This is a genomic window from Pseudomonas antarctica (assembly GCF_900624995.1).
GTDB classification, from domain to species: Bacteria; Pseudomonadota; Gammaproteobacteria; order Pseudomonadales; family Pseudomonadaceae; genus Aquipseudomonas; species Aquipseudomonas antarctica.
Map to the genome: position 1 here is coordinate 1 of NZ_UYXQ01000023.1, position 17,941 is coordinate 17,941.

Annotated in this window: 12 protein-coding genes; 11 read left to right on the top strand and 1 reads right to left on the bottom strand. The window is 60.0% G+C overall.

All coding sequences use genetic code 11. The features are described from left to right. Nucleotides 1-763 precede the first annotated feature (763 nt). The 6 genes from E0F99_RS14645 (at nucleotide 764) to E0F99_RS14670 (ending at nucleotide 6,036) form a co-directional block, all read left to right on the top strand. A complete protein-coding gene (locus tag E0F99_RS14645; RefSeq protein WP_083357145.1) occupies nucleotides 764-1,549 on the top strand; it encodes an ABC transporter substrate-binding protein in 786 nt (261 codons plus the stop codon). 91 nt (nucleotides 1,550-1,640) lie between these two features. Beyond that, nucleotides 1,641-2,330, top strand: a complete 690-nt coding sequence (locus E0F99_RS14650; protein ID WP_053257623.1) for an ABC transporter permease — start codon at nucleotides 1,641-1,643, stop codon at nucleotides 2,328-2,330. After that, nucleotides 2,327-3,025, top strand: a complete 699-nt coding sequence (locus E0F99_RS14655; protein WP_083357146.1) for an ABC transporter permease — start codon at nucleotides 2,327-2,329, stop codon at nucleotides 3,023-3,025. The genes E0F99_RS14650 and E0F99_RS14655 overlap by 4 nt, the downstream gene beginning before the upstream one ends. 1 nt (nucleotide 3,026) lies before the next feature. After that, entirely contained in the window at nucleotides 3,027-4,139 is a 1,113-nt protein-coding gene (locus tag E0F99_RS14660; RefSeq protein WP_083357147.1) for a succinylglutamate desuccinylase/aspartoacylase family protein, read from the top strand. A 27-nt stretch (nucleotides 4,140-4,166) separates the two neighbouring features. Continuing rightward, entirely contained in the window at nucleotides 4,167-4,931 is a 765-nt protein-coding gene (locus E0F99_RS14665) for an ABC transporter ATP-binding protein (protein ID WP_003214336.1), read from the top strand. Nucleotides 4,932-5,055: 124 nt separating this feature from the next. Next, nucleotides 5,056-6,036 (top strand): GlxA family transcriptional regulator, encoded by a 981-nt coding sequence (locus E0F99_RS14670; protein WP_057975155.1) that lies wholly within the window; start codon nucleotides 5,056-5,058, stop codon nucleotides 6,034-6,036. 6 nt (nucleotides 6,037-6,042) lie between these two features. Here the strand turns inward: E0F99_RS14670 and E0F99_RS14675 are convergent, their stop codons facing one another. After that, a complete protein-coding gene (locus E0F99_RS14675; protein ID WP_242626909.1) occupies nucleotides 6,043-10,938 on the bottom strand; it encodes a leucine-rich repeat domain-containing protein in 4,896 nt (1,631 codons plus the stop codon). A 424-nt stretch (nucleotides 10,939-11,362) separates the two neighbouring features. On the opposite strand from E0F99_RS14675, the gene E0F99_RS14680 reads away from it, so the two are divergent. From E0F99_RS14680 to astB, 5 genes are all read left to right on the top strand, one after another. Continuing rightward, nucleotides 11,363-12,583, top strand: coding sequence for an aspartate aminotransferase family protein (locus E0F99_RS14680; RefSeq protein WP_083357149.1), 1,221 nt, complete (start codon nucleotides 11,363-11,365; stop codon nucleotides 12,581-12,583). Between the two features lie 245 nt (nucleotides 12,584-12,828). Next, on the top strand, nucleotides 12,829-13,848 hold the full coding sequence (gene aruF / locus E0F99_RS14685) for an arginine/ornithine succinyltransferase subunit alpha (RefSeq protein WP_083357150.1): 1,020 nt from the start codon (nucleotides 12,829-12,831) through the stop codon (nucleotides 13,846-13,848). 61 nt (nucleotides 13,849-13,909) lie between these two features. Further along, a complete protein-coding gene (astA, locus tag E0F99_RS14690) occupies nucleotides 13,910-14,935 on the top strand; it encodes an arginine N-succinyltransferase (protein ID WP_083357151.1) in 1,026 nt (341 codons plus the stop codon). Next, a complete protein-coding gene (gene astD / locus E0F99_RS14695) occupies nucleotides 14,932-16,401 on the top strand; it encodes a succinylglutamate-semialdehyde dehydrogenase (protein ID WP_162276205.1) in 1,470 nt (489 codons plus the stop codon). Before astA ends, astD begins: the two co-directional genes overlap by 4 nt. A gap of 172 nt (nucleotides 16,402-16,573) precedes the next feature. Continuing rightward, nucleotides 16,574-17,920, top strand: coding sequence for an N-succinylarginine dihydrolase (gene astB, locus E0F99_RS14700; protein WP_083357153.1), 1,347 nt, complete (start codon nucleotides 16,574-16,576; stop codon nucleotides 17,918-17,920). Nucleotides 17,921-17,941 lie beyond the last annotated feature (21 nt).

Sequence of the window (17,941 nt, forward strand, 5' to 3'; positions counted from 1 at the left end):
CGGTTCTGGCCGATCGGGTGGGGGTGGCGCACTTGATTGAAACGCACAAGACCATGAACGTCGCGTAAGGCGAGCTGCGTGGTACAAAGCCTCATTCGGCGTGAGCCGGGTGGGGCTTTTTTGTGGGTTCTGAAAACCGATGCAAATCACCTGTGGGAGCGGGCTTGCTCGCGAATGCGGTGGGTCAGCTATCCATCTGCTAACTGATACACCGCATTCGCGAGCAAGCCCGCTCCCACATTTTGACGGTATTTCAAGCTGGCTGAAGTGGTGGTCTGACAGATCCGCATAACCCATAAGCCAATAAATATCGACTTGCTGCGTAGGACATTTCTGAATGTTACCGGGCGCCCTAAATGTGTAACCCCACGCCCAAACCTGAGGCAAAGTGCTACGTTCGTGCCCCGAAAAGCCCCGTTTTAGACACCCTCAGAAATAAGATTAAACGCCAGACTTGCCGTGCTAGAAGGGTTTGCGAATAATAGGCCCGCAATTTGCAGCATCAACAGGTTTAATGTCTTTTGTCCTTGCATAAAAAGCAAAGGCTGTCAATGTGCTGGAACCGCTTTCTCAGTGCTTCTGTAAATTGTTGTCGCATTGAGGAAATATCGACTTCCGGCCTGTCGTTAGAATGCCGATCACTCGCTCGTCGTCTCGAGTATTAATTCGGGGCAGGACGCAGCACCGCTATTCGGTTTCACTGAAGTCGCATCGTGGGCCACGGCTCATACTGCTTTTTGCCCTATACCGATGGAGTCCCAAGATGAAGAAACTTGTGCTGTTGGGCGCCCTGGCGCTGTCCGTGCTGTCCATGCAGGCTTTCGCTGATGAGAAGCCCCTGAAGATTGGCATCGAAGCGGCTTACCCGCCGTTTGCCTCGAAGGCGCCGGATGGCAGCATCGTCGGTTTTGACTACGACATCGGCAACGCCCTGTGCGCAGAGATGAAGGTCAAGTGCACCTGGGTCGAGCAAGAGTTCGACGGCCTGATCCCTGCGCTCAAAGTGCGCAAGATCGACGCGATCCTGTCGTCGATGTCGATCACTGAAGACCGCAAAAAATCCGTGGACTTCACCACCCGTTACTACCTGACCCCTGCGCGTCTGGTGATGAAGGAAGGCACCACGCTCAGCGCCAGCCTGGATGAATTGAAAGGCAAGAAGATCGGCGTGCAGCGCGGTTCGATCCATGACCGTTTCGCCAAGGAAGTCCTGGCGCCTAAGGGCGCCACCGTTGTTCCTTACAGCTCGCAGAACGAAATCTACCTGGACGTGGAAGCCGGTCGCCTTGATGGCACCGTGGCTGACGCTACCCTGCTGCAAGACGGCTTCTTGAAAACCCCAGCCGGCAAAGGCTATGCGTTTATCGGCCCAGCCTTTACCGACCCTAAATACTTCGGTGACGGCATCGGTATCGCTGTGCGTAAAGGCGACAAGGCCAATTTGGACAAGATCAACGCTGCTATTGCCGCGATCCGTGCCAACGGCGAATACAAGAAGATCCAAGACAAATACTTCGACTTTGATATTTACGGCGCTGACCCTAAGTAACTCGTCCTAGCTGTCTGTCCAGAATGGCGCAAGCAACAGAATTCCTGCGGTTTGCGCCATTTTTTCATCCCCCTTTTCGAGGACCTGAATCATGTTAAAAGGCTACGGGGCCGTCATCCTCGATGGCGCATGGTTGACGCTTCAGCTCGCCTTGTCGTCCATGGCCTTGGCCATTGTTCTGGGTCTGATCGGGGTCGCGTTACGCCTGTCGCCGGTGCGCTGGTTGGCCTGGCTGGGTGACTTGTACTCCACGGTGATCCGCGGGATCCCCGACCTGGTGCTGATCCTGCTGATTTTCTACGGCGGTCAGGACTTGCTCAACCGCGTCGCGCCGCTGCTCGGCTACGACGACTATATCGACTTGAACCCCTTGGCCGCCGGTATCGGCACCCTGGGTTTCATCTTTGGCGCCTACCTCTCGGAAACCTTCCGTGGCGCCTTCATGGCCATTCCCAAGGGCCAGGCCGAGGCCGGCCTTGCGTATGGCATGAGCAGTTTTCAGGTGTTCTTCCGGGTGATGGTGCCGCAGATGATTCGGCTGGCGATCCCTGGGTTTACCAACAACTGGCTGGTACTGACCAAGGCCACGGCGCTGATTTCGGTGGTGGGCCTGCAAGACATGATGTTTAAGGCCAAGCAGGCGGCAGATGCCACCCGCGAGCCTTTTACCTTCTTCCTCGCAGTGGCGGCGATGTACCTGGTGATCACCAGCGTGTCGTTGTTGGCCCTGCGCTATCTTGAGAAGCGCTACTCGGTAGGCGTAAGGGCGGCTGATCTATGATCTTCGACTACAACGTCATCTGGGACGCCATGCCGCTGTACCTTGGCGGCTTGGCAACCACCCTGAAATTGCTCGCCATCTCGCTGTTCTTCGGCCTGCTCGCCGCCTTGCCCCTGGGCTTGATGCGGGTGTCCAAGCAGCCGGTGGTCAATGGCGTGGCCTGGCTCTACACCTACGTGATTCGCGGCACGCCGATGCTGGTGCAGCTGTTTTTGATCTACTACGGCCTGGCGCAATTTGAAGCCGTACGCGAAAGCTTCGTGTGGCCGCTGCTGTCCAGCGCCACGTTCTGCGCGTGCCTGGCCTTTGCGATCAACACCAGCGCCTACACCGCCGAGATCATTGCCGGTAGCCTCAAGGCCACGCCAAACGGTGAGATCGAAGCGGCCAAGGCCATGGGCATGTCGCGTTACAAGCTGTACCGCCGCATCCTGTTGCCGTCGGCCCTGCGCCGCGCGTTGCCGCAGTACAGCAACGAAGTGATCATGATGTTGCAGACCACCAGTCTGGCGTCCATCGTCACCTTGATCGACATTACCGGTGCCGCGCGCACGGTGAATGCTCAGTTCTACCTGCCGTTCGAAGCCTATATCACCGCCGGTGTGTTCTACCTGTGCCTGACCTTTATCCTGGTACGCCTGTTCAAGTTGGCCGAGCGCCGCTGGCTGAGCTACCTGGCGCCACGGAAGCACTGATATGGAACGTATCGATCACCGTTTGCCCTGGGGGCACCTGGGCAGCGAGCGCCAACTGAGCGTGTTTCGTTTCGGCAGCGGCGAGCGCAAGGCCTACATCCAGGCCAGCCTGCACGCTGATGAATTACCCGGCATGCGCGCGGCCTGGGAGCTGAAAAAGCGTCTCACCGAACTGGAACAGCAAGGTGCGCTCAATGGCGTGATCGAGTTGGTGCCGGTGGCTAACCCGATGGGCCTTGGCCAACTGCTGCAAGGCAGTCACCAAGGCCGTTTCGAAGTTGGCAGCGGCAAGAATTTCAACCGCGATTTCGTCGAGTTGAGCGCGCCGGTTGCCGCGCTGCTCCAAGGCAAGCTGGGCGATGACCCGCACGCCAATGTGCGCATGATCCGCCAGGCCATGAGCGATGCGCTCAATGCATTGCCCGAGCCAAGCAGCCAGTTGCAAGGCATGCAGCGGGTTCTACTGAGCCACGCCTGCAGCGCAGATATCGTCCTCGACCTGCATTGCGACGCCGAAGCGGCGCTGCACATGTACGCACTGCCCCAGCACTGGCCGCAGTGGCGTTCGCTGTCGGCGCATTTGAACGTGAAAGTCGGCCTGCTGGCGGAAGACTCCGGCGGCAGCTCGTTTGACGAGGCCTGTTCGCTGCCGTGGTTGCGCCTGTCCCGGGCGTTCCCTGAGGCGCAGATTCCGTTGGCGTGCCTGGCGACGACCCTGGAACTGGGTGGCCAGGCCGACACCGGCCGCGATGAGGCGATCTTCCACGCCGAAGGCATCCTCGCGTTCCTGGCCGAGCAAGGGTTGATCACAGGCGAATGGCCCGCGCCGCCGTACGAACCCTGCGAAGGCTTGCCCTTCGAAGGCACTGAATTGTTGTTCGCCCCCCATGCCGGCGTGATCAGTTACCTGCGTAAAGCCGGAGACTGGGTGCAGACCGGCGAGCCGATTTTTGAAGTGATTGACCCTCTGGAAGACCGCGTAAGTATCATCTGCGCGGGCACCTCGGGGGTGTTGTTTGCCGTTGAACGGCTACGTTATGCCCAAGCGGGTTTCTGGCTGGCCAAGGTGGCGGGGCGCGAAGCGCTGCGTCACGGGCGCTTGCTCAACGACTGACCACCTGTTTTTGTGAGAACCGACCGCATGTACAAACTTGAAGTCCAAGACCTGCATAAACGCTATGGCAGTCATGAAGTGCTCAAAGGTGTGTCCCTGGCCGCCGCGGCCGGTGATGTGATCAGCATCATCGGTTCCAGTGGTTCGGGCAAAAGTACCTTTTTGCGCTGCATCAACCTGCTCGAGCAACCCCACGCCGGCAAGATTCTGCTCAATAACGAAGAGCTGAAACTGGTGGCCAATAAGGACGGCGCCATGAAGGCCGCCGACCCCAAGCAACTGCAACGCATGCGTTCGCGCCTGTCGATGGTGTTCCAGCATTTCAACCTGTGGTCGCACATGACCGCGCTGGAAAACGTGATGGAAGCGCCGGTGCACGTGCTGGGTATGTCGAAAAAAGACGCGCGTGAAAAAGCCGAGCACTATTTGGCCAAAGTCGGCGTGGGCCATCGCAAGGATGCGTTCCCGGGCCACATGTCCGGCGGTGAGCAGCAGCGCGTGGCGATTGCCCGCGCCCTGGCGATGGAGCCTGAGGTGATGCTGTTCGACGAACCGACCTCGGCGCTCGACCCGGAGCTGGTTGGCGAAGTGCTCAAAGTGATGCAGGACCTGGCCCAGGAAGGCCGCACCATGGTGGTGGTCACCCACGAAATGGGCTTCGCCCGTGAAGTGTCCAACCAACTGGTGTTTTTGCACAAGGGCATCGTTGAAGAGCGCGGCAACCCGCGTGAAGTGCTGGTGAACCCGCAGTCCGAACGGTTGCAGCAGTTCCTGTCCGGCAGTTTGAAATAAGTACCTGTGGGAGGGCGCAAGCCCCCTCCCACATTGGATCTTCATCGTTTTGAGATTTGTGTTGGTTTACGGGCTAGCATTGGCCCTTGTCTTCATTACTGTTACTCGCTTCGGATAGCCCTCCATGACCGCCCACAAAATTGGTTTCCTGATTTGGCCCAGCACAAAAGCACTGACGCTTGCGCTGGCTGAGGAGGCCTTGCGCGTTGCTCAGCGGGTGCATCCGGACGTGGTCTACGAGTTGTCGTTCCTGCTTGCCGAGCCTGCCACCGACGGCGCTTGGCAATTGCCGGGCGAACCATGGGCCGGCAAGCTCGAAGGTTTCCAGAAACTGTTTCTGCTGGCGGATGAACCGCCCACGGTGATCGCCTCCCAGCTGAGCACCGCGCTCAAGCAGTTGGTGCGCGCAGGGTGTGTGATCGGCGGTTTGTCGGCCGGTGTGTACCCGCTGGCTCAATTGGGCTTGCTCGACGGCTATCGCGCCGCCGTGCACTGGCGCTGGCAGGACGATTTTGCCGAGCGTTTCCCCAAGGTGATCGCCACCAGCCATCTGTTTGACTGGGACCGTGATCGTCTGACCGCTTGCGGTGGCATGTCGGTACTCGACCTGTTGCTGGCGGTATTGGCGCGCGATCACGGCGCCGAACTGGCGGGTGCCGTCTCCGAAGAGCTGGTAGTGGAGCGCATCCGCGAAGGTGGCGAGCGCCAGCGTATTCCACTGCAAAACCGCCTGGGTTCCAGCCATCCCAAGCTGACCCAGGCGGTTTTGTTGATGGAAGCCAACATCGAAGAGCCGCTGACCACCGACGAAATCGCCCAGCACGTGTGCGTGTCACGACGACAGCTTGAACGAATATTCAAGCAATACCTCAATCGCGTCCCCAGCCAGTATTACCTTGAGCTACGCCTGAACAAGGCCCGCCAGATGCTCATGCAAACCAGCAAGTCGATCATCCAGATCGGTTTATCGTGTGGGTTCTCCTCGGGGCCGCACTTCTCCAGCGCCTACCGCAACTTCTTTGGCGCGACCCCGCGTGAAGACCGCAACCAGCGGCGCAGCAGCAGCCCGTTTGAACTGTCCTCGGTGCCTTCCGAGCGCGGCTGAGCCTGTTTACTCTTCCCCCTCTTCTTCGGACGCAGTGTCGTCGAACGTTGGCAGGGGCTGTCGAGCTTCGGGTACGCCAAAGTCCACGGCCGTGCGGCGGTAATAATGGCGCAGCTTGGCTATTGTCCCCGGCGAGAAGCGGTTGCCGCTGAAATTGAAGCCGTCAGCCATGTCAGCGTCTAATTCAAACAGGTCGTCAGGAAGCTCGGTTATTCGGTTGTTGCTCACGTTCAGTACCTCGAGCCGTGGCAGGTTGAACACGCCGATGGGGAGCTCGGTAAGGCCGGCGTTTTCGATCATCAAGGTCTCTAACCTGGACATTTTGCTGACGTCGGGGGAAATTCCCAGATCGGTGTTGTGACTCAGGTCCAAGGATTCAAGCGTGTGCAGGTCGCTCAGTTCTGCGGCGCTTTTTTGCGTCAACCGGATAGTGCTTTGCGTCAGGTTGAGCGCTTTGAGTTTCGGTAGCTTGAAGACGCCGGCGGGAATGTCTTGCAACGTATACCGGTGGATAAACAGGCTTTCCAGGTTGGGAAAGTGCTCGAGAAACCCCTCGGGGATCGATGTGGTGTCCGCGCCTATCAGTTCCAGCCTCGAAATAGGGTCGAAATCGACCCTCAGTACCGGCAAATCGCCGAGCAGCGGCACTGCTAATTTCAGTACGTGGAAGTTTTGCGTTGGCACCTGCCCCAAATCCAGGCTGGTTTCCCGTCGCCAGCCTTCCTCCAGCGATGCCTTGAATTGGTCACGAAGGTCTTGTTGGTGCGCGTGTGTCTCTTGGTCCATCGGCGCGCCCGTGAACGGGTGCTGTTCGGGTACGTTTACCGACCATTCTCCCAAGTCTGCTTGCAGGCTCTCGTAGTCTGTTTTTAAACGTACGAGTATTGCCATTGAGTCATCCAGGCCACCGGGTAGCCTGAAAATAAAGTTATTGGCCTTATCGAGGGTGTAGGTGGGATAGAACTCCTGAACCAGCCGACGTTCAGCAGGATGAGCGTCGGCGCCAAAGTGTTCACCGGTTCTCTGGCAATAGCTTTTGATTTGCTCCAGCGTGGCGCGTGAGAGTGGGTTGCCTGACAAATCAAAGGCTCTGGCGGTTTCACCGGGCAGGTTGAAGAGGTCGGCCGGTAGCCTGCTCAAGTAGTTGTGGCTGAGGTCGGCACTCGTCAACTGAGGGCGATTGACCAAGCCTTCGGGAAAGAGCGAAATCTGGGTTCGGCTCAGGTTCAGTGTCTGCAAGTTGGCCATGCGTCTGAGGTCAGGGGAGAGCGACAGTTGAGCGTTGTTAGCGAGGTCCAGGTTTCGAAGCCCGGTCAACGTGGCAAGGCTTGCCCGGTTTTGAGCGGTCAGGTTCAGGTTGCAATTGCGCATCGTCAGGCTGTTGAGATGGGCGAGTCCTATAACCTCTGGGGGGATGGTGTTGAGGGCAATATCGCTGATATCCAGCGTACGCAGGTTGGGGAAGTGAAGCAGAAAGTCGCCTGTGCCTCGGGTGGTGTGGTAGCCCGTCAGTTTCAGGTTGGAGATGTGAATGAAGCGCGTATTCAGTGTCGGGAGCTCGCCGTAGATGGAGTCGAGCTGCAATAGGCGGCCGTCTCTGAAGCCTGGGTCTACTGGGGTTTCATGACGCCAGGCGCGGATCAGTTGGTGCGTCCACATCCAGCGGCTGAGTTGCTGGTCTGCGAGGCTCGCGGGAGTGAGTGGTATTCGGGTGCCAAGAAGGGTTTGCGGGAGGTTGAGGCGCCAGGTCGACAGGTCGTTTTCGAACTGTAAAAACTCGTTCTTTATGGACTGAAGCGTGCGTAGGGGCGTGCCGGACTGCGTTCGCATGAAGTTGAGTACATTGCTCACTTGTGCCGGGTTCAGGCTTGGATAGAGGTCATGTAATAAATCAGCCTCCGGGCTGTTGCCGGGTGGGGCCGGCGCGGCGCCGTAGCCCTCCATGCCACCGGGCAGGCGCATCAGGTTCGGGTCGTAAAAAGGTTTGCGCACAGGATGTTCGGCCAGCAAGGTGCCAAGCGCTTCACGCGTCAGTGTGTGTTGACGCAAGGTTTGCCTCAGCAGCGGGCCTTGGCCGATATGAATGCCCAGTGCATCCCGCTCCGTGTCAGGCAGGGCCTGGAGGACGGCTGTGTAGAAGTCGGTTTCTCCAAGCAGCGTGCCCTTGTCGTCCTCGGGGATGTAATCGCCCTCGGCAGTGCGCACCAGGGTGCGTTTAATCGGTGCCTGGGGGCTGCCGATAGCATCTCGTACCTTGCCAGTACGGCTGAATTCGGTGACGACCAGACGCACCTGCGGCGACCATCCCGGCAGGTTTTCCAGCGAATGCAAGGCGAGCCGATGGGTGTCGCTGCTTTCCATGGCGTGCCTGTACAGCCCTTCATGGGCCCGGCTGATTCGCACTTCATGGGCGGCCCAGCGTGCGCGGTCAATCACCGGTGTGGGCACGCTACCTTGATCAATGTCCAGCAGCTCTTGACCGGTGGCGCTGCGTAATACTTCTTCGGCAGCGCTGGTTGGCAGACCCGGGGTGGCGTCGATGATTTTTTGCAGGCGTGCATTATCGGTTATTTCAGTTTTTCGATAGCGCGAGTCAAACATAGCGGCACGTTTGTCCTGGGCTTGGCGTGCCAAGCGTTTGCGCAATGTGGCGGTGCGCACGTGCATGGGGGGGAGGGGGCCACCGAGTTCTTCTTCGAGCAAGGTTTTGCGCTCTGACTCATCCAGGGTTTCCAGCAGGGTTTTCAGCAGGTCGCCATTACTCATCTGGGCTTCGTGTATTTGCGCCACGGCGGCGTTTTCATGGCCTCCATGCTCCCAGACCGTCTCCCCCTTTGCGTTGAGAAACCGCAAGGTCTTGGACGCGGGCCATAGCCCGGTCTGGCTCAGCAGCCACAGTTGGGTCTGGGGGTCGGCTTTTTGATAAACCAGGGGGGCATCACTGTTCATCTGGTCGATGAAGGCTTGTAACTGCTCATCGATCTTGATGCGCTTGAGTGTGTCGACCAGCAGGGGCGGGGGCGGCTGGTGGTCCATGTGCATTTTGCGCAGGGCGTCATCGTCAGTCCCGCTGATGCGCTGGGCGTGTTTAAGGCCCGCCTCACTGATGCTGTCGGCTGGCGGGCCGAGGCGGCGCAGCAGGGTGGTGTGATCCCACGTCAGCGGGCGATCCAGTGGCGTCAGCCAGGCACCTTTGCCATTGCTGATTATCGGCGCACGGTAGGCGTGCGCACGGGTGGGATGCGCAAGGTAGGCGTTGCCCGACTGTTGTTCGACGCAAAAATGCTGCCCATCGAGTAGCAGGATCTGTTTGTCTTCATGGGCATGCAATCCCTGCGGGTCGGGGCGAGACCCTGTGACCAGTTGAATGTCATGGGCGTAGGGCGCCAGATTTGGCTTCCAAAGCCGGGTTTTGCCGGTGGCGGTGACCGGCAGCAGCGAGTCAATAAAGTCCCACAGCTCCTTCGGGAGCGCCTCTCGCAGCAGGTTCTCGACAAGCGGTACGCCAACCACGAACATGCCCAGTTGCACGGCTTGTTCAAGGATGGACATCAGGTGCCCGAATGCCTGCTTCTTGAGCCCTTCGGCCCAGTCGATGATGCCTTCGAAAACGTCATCGAGCAGTTGATAGGCGGTATAGCCGAGCATCGCCAACCCTAACGGTGGAATGAAGGGGGCGGCGATGAACGCGGCGATCTCAAAAATAGTTTCACCGATTTTTTGCGCAATATCCCAGCGCCGCCAGCGTGCCTTGCTATCGGCGTCGGCGGTGGGTACGGCTGTCACCCGCCCATCATTGAGCAGTTTGTTGAGCTTGTTCTCATACAGATGCTCGTAGAGGTCGCCGGTGATTGTTGTCGCGTAAAATTGCAGGTTGGGTTTGGTCACCGGTTCATCGCGCCAGGTGGGGCGTGGGTCGCCAGCGACCGGCTCGTGCCACACCACCGCTGACAAGCGGTTGTTGAGGTCGGCGAAAAAGTAGCCTCGATGTTCATGGCTGACGAAACGGCTGAAAAACGCCTGGTAGTCGGTGCTGCGTAGCTTGTTGGCCAGGTCCTGCATGAACGCTATGCCGTTGGCGTAATGCTTGAGGGGGGACTGCGGGTCGCCAGGAATATAGGCCACCATCGGGACCGCGCTGCGGTGTAGCTCCAGGTCGGGGGCGAACAGCACGATACCGGTCAGTGGCGCGTTCATCAGGCTCAGGTCGTGGCTGCGTAGCGTCTTGCCGTCGAGCTCACCGGTAAAGCTCTTTAGAAAGTGGCTAAGTGTATAACCGTCCGGGCGCGTCACATCCTTTTTCAGCAGGGCCATCTGCAGGCTGGCTTGCGCCTCGGCTTTCAGGCTCTTGATGACTTTGTTACGCAGCTGAGCCTTGAGAACCGGGTTTTTGAAACCGAAAAAATGTTTCAGATAGCGTTGATATTGCTTGCCGATATCCAGCTTGCGGCACAGCCCAATGAATTGCGCGATGCTGATCTGGTCGCGCAGCTGGGGCAGTGTGTCGAACTTCATTGTGGCGGGCGATTGGATCATGAAGGTCGACTCTGCGGTGTACGCCGTTGTTTTGCTTTCATCTGCGTCGAAGTTGTGCAGTGCCGCCGCCACCAGCGACACGGTCCAGGCGTCGGCGCCCGTCTCGATGGGGAGCAGGGGCAAGGTCCTAAGGCTATACAGGCGCAAATAGGTGGTGCTGACATCGGACTCAACATCAAACTGCTTTTTGAGGGCTTGTTGCAGCAACGGGGCCGCAAATGCTTGCGGCGATTGGAGCGTCGCCAGGGCCGCATCGACCTGGTTTTGCGCCTCCCAACTCGTCTGCACTGCACGTTTGAGGGGCGAGTGTTGCAAGCGATCGGCCTCGCCATACCAATTGGCGAATTCAAGCGAGGTGCTTTTCAAGGCTAGGCGCTTGTCGCATGAGGCGTTTGCAAGCCATTTCGGAAGGTCGGTGTAGGGCCCGTCGGGCACTCTGCTTGCGGCGTCGGTAAGGCCTAGGTTGATCGGGGCTAATGTAAGTGTGTGCACGTGGCTGATCCTTCAGTGAGTGGCGTCACCGCCATCACAGCAAGCTTGAGGGTCGCAAAGGCCACAGATAGTTATGGGGCAAGGAAAATCAGCGGGCCGTGCCTCTGCCTCTCACGTGACGCACCGTTTACACTGCGCCATTGCGACGCAATATGTCGCATTGCCGTAAACCCGCGTAAAACCGGGGTTGGCGCTATAAGAAGTTGTCGCTTGGCGACAAGGTGGCGCTGAAAACTGTCCTTACAATCCCTGCATCGCCCGCCAGTTCCAGGCAGGCGTTCCTCTTCAGGAGACTCCGATGTCCGTTGAGCAAGCCCCGGTGCAACGTGCCGATTTCGACCAGGTCATGGTTCCCAACTACGCACCTGCCGCCTTTATCCCCGTGCGTGGCGCAGGTTCGCGCGTATGGGACCAGGCCGGCCGCGAGCTGATCGACTTTGCCGGCGGCATCGCGGTTAACGTACTGGGCCACGCCCACCCGGCGCTGGTCGGTGCACTGACCGAGCAGGCCAACAAGCTGTGGCACGTTTCCAACGTATTCACCAATGAGCCGGCCCTGCGCCTGGCGCATAAGCTGATCGACGCCACCTTTGCCGAGCGCGTGTTCTTCTGCAACTCCGGCGCCGAAGCCAACGAGGCCGCGTTCAAGCTGGCCCGCCGTGTGGCGTTCGACCGCTTTGGGACTGAGAAGTACGAGATCATCGCCGCGCTGAACAGCTTCCACGGCCGTACCCTGTTCACCGTTAACGTCGGTGGCCAGTCGAAGTACTCCGACGGTTTCGGGCCGAAAATCACGGGCATCACTCACGTGCCGTATAACGACCTGGAGGCGCTGAAAGCCGCCGTGTCGGACAAGACCTGCGCCGTGGTGCTGGAACCGGTCCAAGGCGAAGGCGGCGTGCTGCCGGCCGAACTGGCTTACCTGCAAGGTGCCCGCGAGCTGTGCGACGCCAACAATGCGCTGCTGGTGTTCGACGAAGTGCAAACGGGCATGGGCCGCAGCGGCCACCTGTTTGCCTACCAACACTACGGCGTGGTGCCGGACATCCTCACCAGCGCCAAGAGCCTGGGCGGCGGTTTCCCGATTGCCGCCATGCTCACCCGTGAAGACCTGGCCAAGCACTTGGTGGTCGGCACCCACGGCACCACCTACGGCGGTAACCCGCTGGCGTGCGCGGTGGCCGAAGCTGTCATTGACGTGATCAACACCCCTGAAGTGCTGGCTGGCGTGAACGCCAAGCACGACCTGTTCAAGGCGCGCCTGGAACAGATCGGCGAGAAGTACGGCATCTTTACCCAAGTGCGTGGCATGGGCCTGCTGATCGGTTGCGTGCTCAGCGATGCGTTCAAAGGCAAGGCCAAGGACGTGTTCAACGCGGCCGAGAAAGAAAACCTGATGATCCTGCAAGCCGGCCCCGACGTGGTGCGTTTCGCCCCGAGCCTGGTGGTGGAAGAAGCGGACATCCAGGAAGGCCTGGACCGTTTTGAACGTGCTGTGAAGACGTTGACGCAAGCCTGATACGCCGTTCGGTGCTCAATCGATTGGGCATCGAACCTAAATTTTTGTGCCGGGCCTCTTGATTGGAGCCGTGAAGATCCAATGTGGGAGCGGGCTTGCTCGCGAAAGCGGTGTGTCATTGAACATTTCAGGTGACTGAACCACCGCATTCGCGAGCAAGCCCGCTCCCACACTTGACCTTCGCGGGTTTCAAATTCGTGCCTGGCATTTTTTCCTGTGAGTTTTTCGAGTTAAGGAGTGACACCATGCTGGTGATGCGCCCCGCGCAAATGGCTGATCTGGGCGAGGTACAGCGTCTGGCTGCGGACAGCCCGATTGGTGTCACCTCCTTGCCGGATGATGTGGAACGCCTGCACGACAAGATCGCCGCCAGCGAAGCGTCCTTCGCGGCCGAGGTCAGTTTCAACGGTGAAGAAAGCTATTTCTTCGTGCTCGAAGACACTGAGACCGGCAAGCTCGCCGGCTGCTCGGCCATTGTGGCCTCGGCCGGTTACTCGGAGCCGTTCTACAGCTTTCGTAACGAAACCTTCGTGCACGCCTCCCGCGAGCTGAAGATCCACAACAAGATCCACGTGCTCTCCCAGTGCCACGACCTCACCGGCAACAGCCTGCTCACCAGTTTCTACGTGGAGCCTGCACTGGTCGGTTCGCCGTGGTCGGAACTCAACTCCCGTGGCCGCTTGCTGTTCGTCGCCAGCCACCCCGAGCGCTTTGCCGACTCGGTGGTGACCGAGATCGTCGGCTACAGCGACGAGAACGGGGACTCGCCGTTCTGGGACGCCATTGGCCGCAACTTCTTCGACCTCAACTACGCCGCCGCCGAGCGCCTGTGCGGGCTCAAAAGCCGCACGTTCCTCGCCGAGCTGATGCCGCATTACCCGATCTACGTGCCGCTGCTGCCGGACGAAGCCCAGGAAGCCATGGGCCAGGTGCACCCGCGTGCGCAGATCACCTTCGACATCCTGATGCGTGAAGGCTTTGAAACCGATCATTACATCGACATCTTCGACGGTGGCCCAACGCTGCACGCAAGGGTCTCGGGCATTCGCTCGATTGCCCAGAGCCGCGTGGTGCCGGTGAAGATCGGCGAGATGGTCAAGGGCGCCGGCCGTCAGTACCTGGTGAGCAACGCGCAGTTGCAGGACTACCGCGCCGTGATGCTGGACCTGGACTACGCGCCCGGCAAACCGGTGATCCTGGACCTGGCAACCGCTGAAGCCTTGGGTGTCGGTGAAGGCGCGAGTGTGCGCCTGGTCGCGGTTTAAATACGGCTGTTAAAAGAGAGTTTCGCGGGTGGCTGCAAGGCGGCCCGTTTGAGGAGATAGCATGATCGTTCGTCCCGTACGCAGCAGCGATTTACCGGCCCTGATTGATCTGGCGCGCAGCACCGGCACCGGCCTCACCACCTTGCCGGCCAACGAAGAGCGCTTGACCCACCGGGTCGGTTGGGCGGAAAAAACCTTTCGCGGCGAAGCCGGGCGCGGGGATGCCGACTACCTGTTCGTGCTGGAAAACGACGAAGGCCGTGTGGTGGGCATTTCCGCCATCGCCGGTGCCGTCGGCCTGCGTGAGCCTTGGTATAACTTCCGGGTCGGGCTGACCGTCAGCGCCTCTCAGGAGCTGAATATCTACCGCGAGATTCCGACGCTGTTTTTGGCCAACGACCTCACCGGCAATTCTGAATTGTGCTCGTTGTTCCTGCACGCCGATTACCGCAACGGCCTCAACGGCCGCATGCTGGCCAAGGCGCGCATGCTGTTTATCGCGGAATTCCCGCAGCTGTTCGGCAACAAGATCATTGCCGAGATGCGCGGCGTGTCCAACGAGGCCGGGCGTTCGCCGTTCTGGGAAAGCCTGGGCCGACACTTCTTCAAGATGGAGTTCAGCCAGGCCGACTACCTCACCGGCGTAGGCAACAAGGCGTTTATTGCCGAGCTGATGCCCAAGTTTCCGCTGTACAGCTGCTTCCTGTCTGAAGACGCGCGCCATGTAATCGGCAAGGTTCACCCGGACACCGAACCGGCGCTGAGCATGCTCAAGAGCGAAGGCTTCAGCTACCAGGGCTATGTCGATATTTTCGACGCCGGCCCGGCGGTGGAGTGTGAAACCAGCAAAATCCGTGCGGTGCGCGACAGCCAGTCACTGGTGCTTGCCATCGGCACGCCGGGGGACGACGCCACGCCGTTCCTGATTCATAACCGCAAGCGCGAGGAGTGCCGCATCACGGCCGCTCCGGCCCGGCTGGCGGCAGGCACCTTGGTGGTCGATCCGCAGACCGCCAAACGCCTGCAACTGGTGGTGGGTGATCAAGTGCGTGCTGTTGCGTTGTCTGCTGCTCGGGAGTCGAAATAATGAATTCGCTGTATATCGCAGGTAGCTGGCTGGCTGGCCAGGGTGAACTGTTTGAATCGCGCAACCCGGTCACCCAGCAGGTGCTGTGGGCCGGCAATGGCGCCACCGCCGAACAGGTCGAGTCCGCCGTGCAGGCTGCGCGCCAGGCGTTTCCCGGCTGGGCCCGGCGCCCGCTGGAAGAGCGCATCAGCGTGCTGGAAACCTTCGCCGCCACCTTGAAAAGCCGCGCCGATGAAATCGCCCGTTGCATCGGTGAAGAAACCGGCAAGCCGCTGTGGGAGTCGGCCACCGAAGTCACCAGCATGGCCAACAAGATCGCGATCTCGGTGCAGAGCTACCGCGAACGCACTGGCGAGAAGAGCGGCCCGCTGGGCGACGCCACGGCTGTATTGCGCCACAAACCCCACGGTGTGGTGGCGGTGTTCGGCCCTTACAACTTCCCGGGCCACTTGCCGAACGGGCATATCGTCCCGGCGTTGCTGGCGGGCAATACCGTGCTGTTCAAGCCGAGCGAGCTGACCCCTAAAGTCGCCGAGCTGACCGTGCAGTGCTGGGTCGAAGCCGGCTTGCCGGCGGGCGTGTTGAACCTGCTGCAAGGCGCGCGCGAAACCGGGATTGCGCTGGCCGCCAACCCGGGTATCGACGGGTTGTTCTTCACCGGTTCGAGCCGCACCGGCAACCACCTGCATCAACAGTTCTCCGGGCGGCCGGACAAGATCCTGGCCCTGGAAATGGGCGGCAACAACCCGTTGGTGGTCGACGAAGTGGCCGACGTCGATGCGGCGGTCTACACCATCATCCAGTCGGCGTTTATTTCTGCCGGCCAGCGTTGCACCTGTGCGCGGCGCCTGCTGGTGCCGGAAGGCGCCTGGGGCGATGCGTTGCTGGCGCGCCTGGTGGCGGTCAGCGCGACGATTGAAGTCGGCGCATTTGACCAACAGCCGGCGCCGTTCATGGGCTCGGTGATTTCCCTCGGCGCGGCCAAGGCCTTGATGGACGCCCAGCAATTGATGTTGGCCAATGGCGCCGTGGCGCTGTTGGAAATGACCCAGCCCCAGGATCAGGCCGCGTTGCTGACCCCAGGCATTATCGATGTGACCGGTGTGACCGAGCGCGAAGATCAAGAGCTGTTCGGCCCGCTGTTGCAGGTGATCCGCTACGCTGATTTCGCCGCGGCGATCACCGAGGCCAACAACACCCAGTACGGCTTGGCCGCGGGGTTGTTGTCGGATTCCGAAGCGCGCTACCAGCAGTTCTGGCTGGAAAGCCGTGCCGGTATCGTCAACTGGAACAAACAGCTGACCGGCGCCGCCAGCACCGCGCCGTTCGGTGGGGTAGGGGCCTCGGGCAACCATCGCGCCAGCGCTTATTACGCGGCGGATTATTGCGCGTACCCGGTGGCCTCGCTTGAGACCCCGAGCTTGGTGATTCCAGCAACGCTGACCCCAGGCATTACGCTGAAGTGAAGGTGACACTGATCTAATGTGGGAGCTGGCTTGCCTGCGATGGCAGCACCTCGGTCCAGCTGAAAGACCGAGTCGTCTGCATCGCAGGCAAGCCAGCGCCCACACTTGATCGGGTTACAGATAGAGATCTGCACTCGATGCCTATAAAACAGATGTTCGTGGAGCCTCGCCGATGAAATCCTATGAAGTCAATTTTGACGGTCTAGTGGGGCCGACCCATAACTACGGGGGGTTGTCCTACGGCAACGTCGCGTCCCAGAGCAATAGCCAGCAGTCTTCGAACCCGAAGGAAGCGGCGTTGCAGGGGCTGCAAAAAATGAAAGCGCTGATGGACATGGGCTTTGTGCAAGGCGTGCTGGCGCCGCAGGAACGTCCTGACGTAGCCGCCCTGCGCAATCTCGGCTTCAGCGGCAGCGATGCTCAGGTGATCCAGCAAGCCGCCAAGCAAGCCATGCCATTGCTGGTTGCCAGCTGCTCGGCGTCGAGCATGTGGGTGGCCAACGCCGCCACGGTCAGCCCAAGCGCCGATACGGCCGATGGCCGCGTGCATTTCACTGCCGCCAATCTCAACTGCAAATACCACCGCAGCATCGAGCACCCGACCACCAGCCGCGTGCTGGGGGCGATGTTTGCCGACCAGAAGCACTTTGCCCACCACGCCGCGTTGCCGGCAGTGGCGCAGTTCGGCGACGAAGGCGCGGCCAACCACACGCGTTTCTGCCGTGACTATGGCGAGGCCGGCGTCGAGTTCTTCGTGTTCGGCCGCAGTGCGTTCGACACCCGTTACCCGGCGCCGCAGAAATACCCGGCGCGCCAGACCCTTGAAGCGTCCCAGGCCGTTGCACGTCTGCACGGCCTGAAGGACGACGGCGTGGTCTACGCCCAGCAGAACCCGTCGGTGATCGATGCCGGCGTGTTCCACAACGACGTGATCGCCGTGGGCAACGGCGAGGTGCTGTTTTATCACGAGGACGCGTTCCTCAATACCGAGCAGATGTTGGGCGAGCTGCAAGGTAAGTTGGGCAAGTTGGGCGGCAACTTCCAGTCGGTGTGCGTACCACGCGCCCAGGTCAGTGTTGAGGACGCCGTGCGTTCCTACCTGTTCAACAGCCAGTTGCTGACCCGCGTTGACGGCTCAATGCTGCTGATCGTGCCGGAAGAGTGCCGCGCCAACGAGCGCGTCTGGCGCTACCTGCAAGGCCTGACGGCCTCCGGTGGGTTGATCCGCGAAGTGAAAGTCTTCGACCTTAAGCAAAGCATGCAGAACGGCGGTGGCCCAGCGTGCCTGCGTTTGCGCGTGGCCTTGAACGAAACCGAGCTGGCGGCAGTGAACCCAGGCGTTATCATGACCGCGCCGTTGTACGAAACGCTGACCCAATGGGTCGACAAGCACTACCGCGACAGCCTGCGTGAAACCGACCTGGCTGACCCGCAATTGCTGCTTGAGTGCCGGACGGCACTGGATGAACTGACGCAAATCCTTAAACTGGGCTCGGTCTATCCTTTCCAGATCAATTAATTCCGCACGGCTGAGAACTAT

What these genes read in the sequence shown, in the direction of transcription:
- E0F99_RS14645 (WP_083357145.1), top strand. Translation starts at nt 764, where the DNA reads ATGAAGAAACTTGTGCTGTTGGGCGCCCTGGCGCTGTCCGTGCTGTCC.
- E0F99_RS14650 (WP_053257623.1), top strand. Translation starts at nt 1,641, where the DNA reads ATGTTAAAAGGCTACGGGGCCGTCATCCTCGATGGCGCATGGTTGACG.
- E0F99_RS14655 (WP_083357146.1), top strand. Translation starts at nt 2,327, where the DNA reads ATGATCTTCGACTACAACGTCATCTGGGACGCCATGCCGCTGTACCTT.
- E0F99_RS14660 (WP_083357147.1), top strand. Translation starts at nt 3,027, where the DNA reads ATGGAACGTATCGATCACCGTTTGCCCTGGGGGCACCTGGGCAGCGAG.
- E0F99_RS14665 (WP_003214336.1), top strand. Translation starts at nt 4,167, where the DNA reads ATGTACAAACTTGAAGTCCAAGACCTGCATAAACGCTATGGCAGTCAT.
- E0F99_RS14670 (WP_057975155.1), top strand. Translation starts at nt 5,056, where the DNA reads ATGACCGCCCACAAAATTGGTTTCCTGATTTGGCCCAGCACAAAAGCA.
- E0F99_RS14680 (WP_083357149.1), top strand. Translation starts at nt 11,363, where the DNA reads ATGTCCGTTGAGCAAGCCCCGGTGCAACGTGCCGATTTCGACCAGGTC.
- aruF (WP_083357150.1), top strand. Translation starts at nt 12,829, where the DNA reads ATGCTGGTGATGCGCCCCGCGCAAATGGCTGATCTGGGCGAGGTACAG.
- astA (WP_083357151.1), top strand. Translation starts at nt 13,910, where the DNA reads ATGATCGTTCGTCCCGTACGCAGCAGCGATTTACCGGCCCTGATTGAT.
- astB (WP_083357153.1), top strand. Translation starts at nt 16,574, where the DNA reads ATGAAATCCTATGAAGTCAATTTTGACGGTCTAGTGGGGCCGACCCAT.